Origin of the sequence: Snuella sedimenti (assembly GCF_016428595.1) — a bacterium.
In the GTDB taxonomy this organism is placed as follows: domain Bacteria; phylum Bacteroidota; class Bacteroidia; order Flavobacteriales; family Flavobacteriaceae; genus Snuella; species Snuella sedimenti.
The window spans coordinates 46,362-53,114 of sequence record NZ_JAELVQ010000024.1 but is presented as its reverse complement, the minus strand read 5'-3'; the positions used below and the strand labels follow the sequence as shown (position 1 = coordinate 53,114).

Sequence of the window (6,753 nt, the reverse complement as noted above, 5' to 3'; positions counted from 1 at the left end):
GTTATCGCTTTAATAGAAGCTTCATGAAAGAAAACATTTTTGACAACCTTTTGAACAGAATGGTGAATACCGAACCATGCTTTATCAAAAATATTAGTAGTTAAATGCCTAAGTCAATTACTTTATTACTAAAGCTGTCATCAAAATAACGACTCTGTGGAATGATGTGTTCTATTTCATAAGCAGGAGTAAACAACTTACTCAATGGAATTGGCCTTCCCGTATAAGGCGAACGGTATTTTTGCTCCATCCAAAGTTTATACCGTTGAATTTCTGACTTTGTAGGTTCTGACTTTTTGCTGATTTTATCAATATCATCAGGTATCTCAATACCCGAGTTTAACACTCCATCTTCATATATTTTCAAAGCTTCCTGTTGCATTGGAGAATAAGGACGTACATTTTCAATCGAATTATCATTTAACAATTCCGAAAGAATGGTTTTTATACGTAGATTAGTGTTTTCGTTTTCAGAAATGATATTGGTCAAATTTTTACGTTTATCAGCTGGATTTTTCATATCCCTGCCTAGCTCGATATGAATTTCATCGAAATAATCTTTCACCCCTTTTCCGTAGTGATTCCAAATATCCTTAACAACTCTTAGCGTCTCGGTTACAATCTGTTCTACAATAGGATTACGCAAAGAATGTTGCTTAAACTCTTGTAAGTAATTCTCTAAATCGGCAATAGAATTCCACTTTCCTACACTATTAGCTTCAGAATGGCGATCGTAAACAATGTATTGAGCCAACCACAACTGTAATCCTTGAAAATGATGTTCTTCATTCAAACGGATTGCTTTTTCACGTACTCTATCTTTTATTTTCTCATCATATTCTGCAGTAATAATTTTGTTTATGCGATCCTTAGTTTTCTCGTCAATAGCATCCCAACTCCAATATTTTCCTAACCTTAACAAAGGGAGCAACTTCTTAATAGCTTTCTCAGAATACCTGCCATAATCACTGTCGAAGGGTTTGCACTTTTTAAAATTTTCTGTAAATGAAGCTTCATCTAAACCATATTTATTAGCAAAAGCTATTAATGCTTTTTCAAATTCAATTTTGTCGGTAACAGAATAAATAACATGCCATAAATACTGTTCAACGTCTCTTTTCAAGAAATTTTCAGGAACATTTTTAACCTTGTTTAATCGTCTTCTGATTTCATATCCCGTTTCATTCATCGGGTACTTTTTAGACTCGTCTTTTTCACCATCATAAACGTAATTCCAACGGTACTTTCCTATTTCTTTTAAAATTTCAGCCTTTAGAGTTTTCCCTTTCGCACTCGGAAACTTTTCTTTCACAATTGGTTCAATAAAATAATTTAGAAGATCAATATGGTTTACTTCTTTGTGCTCCATTAAAAATTCAAAAAGCCTTTCCCAATCTTCAGCACCTCTGATAAATTGATTCGTTACATCTGTATCATTTTCTTTAGTATAAATTTTTAGATTATACAGCCATTGCCAAACACGAAATTCTTGATAATATGGATTGGATTTTGGAATGGCTTTGAGGTAAAGCGTTTGTTTGTTTCCATCTTTATCCTTAAAAGCCCTAAACTCTAACGAACAGTTCGCTATAGATGATTTCTTACTTTTTAAAGGACGTTGGTAAAAAATAATATCGTTTAGAAATAAATGAACAAAGTCACGTTTACTTAACTGCATTTGATGAGCCTCATTGCTTCTGTACAATTCGCGAACACAATCATTGTATAAATCATCGGTAAATAATTCAGGTTGACATTCAATTTGCTTTTGCAGAATCTGCTTTAATTCTTCTTTGTAAAATTTTCGTTCAATGGTTCTTACCAGTTTCCCTTTTATTTTCTGATTTGGTTTTTGAAGCAAGTTTTCATAAATATAAGTTCCTACGGTTTTATGAGATTGATTAATTTCTTGCTCCGTTTTCTTTTTTATTAGTGTCCAATCATCTTCTTTTGGAGCGCGAAAACTCCTTTTTTCTTCTCCTTCTTTGTTTGTTTTAACCGAACCGTCATCATTCATATCCGTCGTTACAATAAAATCTTTGACCTTGTCTTTCCAATCAGACATATCTGTTTTGCTCGATCGCCTGTAAATCCAACCATTTTCAAGGATCAAAGAATACCATGTCTCTCCTTTTCTGTTAGGTTCTTCATCGGCTTTTACATCAACAACTTTTAAAGAATAAAATTCCACAAGCTTATTAGGATTCTCTTCTTCCTCTTCACCACGCAATTGATAATACCCTCGTTTTTGATTAAAATTGAGTATTATCCAGGCTAACTCTTCTTTTTCTATTCTTCGAGTTAACGCTTTTTTACGTAAGTAATAAATTGTCCAATCGTAAGGTATTTTAACGTCCTGTCCGTTCATTTTGAACTCGGAAACCATTTCATTAAAAGAATTTTGAAACAAAAACTCGAATTTCTCTTTTCCGTTTTTCTTTCTTCCTATTTTCCTCCACGCCAATTTGGGTTCTGTTTCATCAATAAACTGCCCTAACCTTTTCTCAAAATCAATTTGCGAAGCATAATGTTCAGTAAGAAAACCCAGCACATTAAGAACTCTGTGGAGACGTTCTCGTCTTAGAAGGTGTCTTTCCCGTAATCGTCTTACACTACGATACCCAGTTCTTTCAGCAGTTTGAGATATAGAGTTACCCTTCCCAAAATCTCCCAAAACATCTTGGCTCATTGGAATAATCCTACTTCCCATCCCATGTATTTTACCTTGTTTATTGTCAAAGTCTTTCTCAACCAACGCCCATCCAATACTGTTGGTTCCCAAATCCAATCCTAAAATTCTTTTCATTTATTTTTACTTAAACTATTAAAATCAAAAGTTACGTTCATTTATAAAAATATATTTACGGTAAACCACATTTTGATTTCGAGTTATTTTTACTACATTTACACTATCTGAAAGCAATTCACAATAAGGATTATTCCGTTGTGAAAACATTTAAGCCGCCTCGACTTCCAATTCGGGGCTTTTTTACTTAATGCATCATACTCTTTGTTAAACAAAACCAAAGCAAAGGCCTATAACCAAAGAGCAAACCTCAATACATTTAAATCTCGATGACTTAGTAAAATGAATAAATGCAGTTTCCTTCCTTAAGTCTATAAATATATATTTTTATATTTAAGTAAAAAAATTCACTAAATAATAAACGTAATTTAATACAAAAATTAGAGCATTTTCTTATATTAACGTGAATAATGAATAAAGAATTTATGTCAGTGATTTTTTGAAAAAATCGTATCGAAATTAACAGTTGTCATTATATTCAGTGTTCAGTTAGCAGTGACTTTCAACTTCAATCTCCCAACTCCCAGCAACAAAAAGAAGCTTAGCTGTAGAATCACCCCGGCCTACCTTTTTGTTACTTATCCTGAGCCAAAACGAAGGGTCCAGCAATGGGAAAAAATAAAGAACTATCAAACAAAGCGAAACATCTACCACTCCTAAATCCAAAACCCTAGACCCTATACCCTAGACAAAGCTACTCCTTCACCTTTCCTTCATATCTCCTTCATATCTCCTTCATATCTCCTTCACCTTTACTTCATATTAAAGGCATGGTAATGCATCTAATAGAGGTGCACTACAAGAACAAAGAAATTCAAAAGCACCACCTCAACCCAAAGCAAGGATTTCTTTACTTCCCAAATACAACACCGCTTTAGGTCACAAAAAAAGCCTCTATCTTAAAAAGATAAAGGCTTTTGTACTGAAGGCGGGACTTGAACCCGCACGGACTAATGTCCATTGGATTTTAAGTCCAACGTGTCTACCAATTCCACCACTTCAGCATACTTCGACTGCGCTAAGCACATCGACTTGGTATATTTTAGAAAGTTTCAGAGCGAAAGACGGGATTTGAACCCGCGACCCTCACCTTGGCAAGGTGATGCTCTACCCCTGAGCTACTTTCGCAGTATTATTTAAGAACCTAACCGCTTTAAACGGCCTGCAATTCGTTATTGCGGTTGCAAATTTAGTATAAATCTTCGAATTCCAAAGCCTTTTTAAAAAAATAATTGAATTTATTTTTAAGCCTGTTTTTTCTTAACAAGCATGCGTTTAATCTCATTTAATTTCATCAAGGCCTCTACTGGTGTAAGTGTATCTATTTCAATATCTAATATTTCCTCCTTGATGTTTTCCAACAACGGATCGTCAAGATTAAAAAAGCTTAACTGCATTTCATCTTTTATCGACTTAACGCTATCGGTAAGCTCTTCACTAGAATGCGAACGCTCCAATTTCTTTAAAATTTTGTTTGCCCGATGCAAAACCTGCTGTGGCATACCTGCCATTTTTGCCACATGGATTCCAAAACTGTGCTCACTGCCCCCTTCAACCAGTTTTCTTAAAAAAAGCACATTATCCTTTAATTCCTTTACCGAAACATTAAAGTTTTTAATACGCCCAAAGGTTTCGGTCATCTCGTTAAGCTCATGATAATGCGTAGCAAATAAGGTTTTGGGTTTAGACGGGTGCTCATGCAAGTATTCGCTAATGGCCCAAGCTATAGAAATACCATCATAAGTACTCGTACCACGACCAATCTCATCCAATAATACCAAGCTCCTGTCCGAAATATTATTTAAAATAGAAGCCGTCTCGTTCATCTCTACCATAAAGGTCGATTCGCCCATAGAAATATTGTCACTAGCCCCCACCCTTGTAAATATTTTATCTACCAAACCAATACGCGCCTCCTGAGCAGGCACAAAACTCCCTATTTGTGCTAACAATACGATAAGGGCGGTTTGACGCAAAATGGCCGATTTACCAGACATATTAGGCCCCGTAATCATAATGATCTGTTGGACCGTTCTATCTAAAAACACATTGTTGGTAATATAAGCCTCCCCCAATGGCAACTGCTTTTCAATAACCGGGTGCCGCCCTTCTTTAATATCCAGGTCGTACGAATCATCTATGGTTGGATACACATAATTATTATCGTTAGCCAATTGCGCAAAACCACACAAGCAATCTAACTGTCCGATTAAATGCGCATTCTTCTGTACCGGTTTAATATATTGATTAAGCCAAACAACTAAATCGGCAAACAATTGTTGTTCTATTTCTAAAATACGATCTTCGGCGCCCAGTATCTTTGCTTCATACTCTTTAAGCTCTTCGGTAATATAGCGCTCGGCATTTACGAGGGTTTGCTTACGTATCCACTCGGCTGGCACTTTATCTTTATGCGTATTGCGTACTTCAATATAGTAACCAAATACATTGTTGGATGCTATTTTAAGGGACGTTATACCCGTACGCTCACTTTCACGCTCCAACATTCCATCCAAATAATCTTTTCCAGATTTTGAAAGCCCCCGCAGTTCATCCAATTCCGATGAAAAACCAGGCGCTATACTATTCCCTTTTAGCACATTTACCGGAGCTTCTTCATTAAGCATTTGTTTTACTTTTTCCCGTAGCGTATCGCAGCTTTGTAAATTATCACCAATACTCCTTAAAGAAGTATTGTCACAATTCGAGGCCAATGCCTTAATAGGCACAATGGCCTCCAATGAGTTTTTAAGCTGAATGACCTCACGCGGATTCACCTTTCCTGTGGCAACCTTTGAAATTAACCGTTCCAAATCCCCTATATGCTTCACATGGTTTTGTATCTTTTGATGCGTGGTTGTATCTTTTGTTAAAAAATCGACCACTTCATGGCGCTGTTTTATTTTATCTAAATTCTTTAGGGGTAAGGCTAGCCAACGCTTTAACAAACGCCCTCCCATTGGGGAGATGGTTTTATCGATAACCTGTAACAGCGTTACTGCATTATGGTTAGTAGAATTATAAAGTTCTAAATTACGAATTGTAAACTTATCCATCCACACATAGTCATTTTCCGCAATTCTGGATATGGACGTAATATGCTGTAGTTTATGATGCTGCGTTTCCGACAAATAATGTAAAATAGAACCCGAAGCAATAATACCTTCATACAAATGCTCAACCCCAAAACCTTTAAGCGTTTTGGTATCAAAGTGTTTTATTAATGTTTCATAGGCATAATCGGTTTGATACACCCAATCCTCTAAGTAAAAGGTATGGAAATCGTCGCCAAATGTATCGTTAAAAAGCGTACGCTTTTGCTTAGGCACCAATACTTCACTCGGACTAAAATTCTGCAGCAACTTATCGATATACTCGGCATTGCCTTGCGATGTTAAAAACTCCCCCGTTGAAATATCTAAAAATGAAACTCCGATATTTTTTTTATCAAAATATACCGAGCACAAAAAGTTATTGGATTTAGAGACCAATACCTCATCGTTTAAAGCGACTCCCGGAGTCACCAATTCGGTTACCCCACGTTTTACGATTGTCTTCGTTAGTTTAGGATCCTCCAACTGGTCACAAATAGCCACACGCTCACCCGCTTTCACCAATTTAGGCAAATAGGTGTTTAATGAGTGATGTGGGAAACCTGCCAAAGCCGTTTCGCTTTCACTACCAGAACCACGCTTGGTTAGGATAATCCCCAAAATACCAGCCGTTTTAACAGCATCCTCGCCAAAGGTTTCATAAAAATCCCCTACGCGAAATAACAATAAAGCATCTGGGTACTTTGCTTTAATCGTATTGTACTGTTTCATTAAAGGCGTTTCCTTTTTCGTTTTTTTAGCCAAGGGTCAAGAAATTTTTATGTTATTTTTGCAACTATTAGCAAGGGTTGCTAAAATACCATTATTTTGATCTTTTTTGAAATAGCCCACATA

Annotated in this window: 1 protein-coding gene, 2 tRNA genes and 1 pseudogene; all 4 read right to left on the bottom strand. The window is 36.0% G+C overall.

Annotated elements, in window-relative coordinates; all coding sequences use genetic code 11:
- Positions 1 to 115 precede the first annotated feature (115 nt).
- A pseudogene (gene cas9 / locus JF259_RS14835) lies at positions 116 to 2,806 on the bottom strand (type II CRISPR RNA-guided endonuclease Cas9); the annotation flags it as partial.
- 920 nt (positions 2,807 to 3,726) lie between these two features.
- Positions 3,727 to 3,810 (bottom strand) — tRNA-Leu (locus JF259_RS14830).
- 52 nt (positions 3,811 to 3,862) lie between these two features.
- Positions 3,863 to 3,934, bottom strand: a tRNA-Gly gene (locus JF259_RS14825).
- A 116-nt stretch (positions 3,935 to 4,050) separates the two neighbouring features.
- Positions 4,051 to 6,663 (bottom strand): DNA mismatch repair protein MutS, encoded by a 2,613-nt coding sequence (gene mutS / locus JF259_RS14820; RefSeq protein ID WP_199116400.1) that lies wholly within the window; start codon positions 6,661 to 6,663, stop codon positions 4,051 to 4,053.
- Positions 6,664 to 6,753 lie beyond the last annotated feature (90 nt).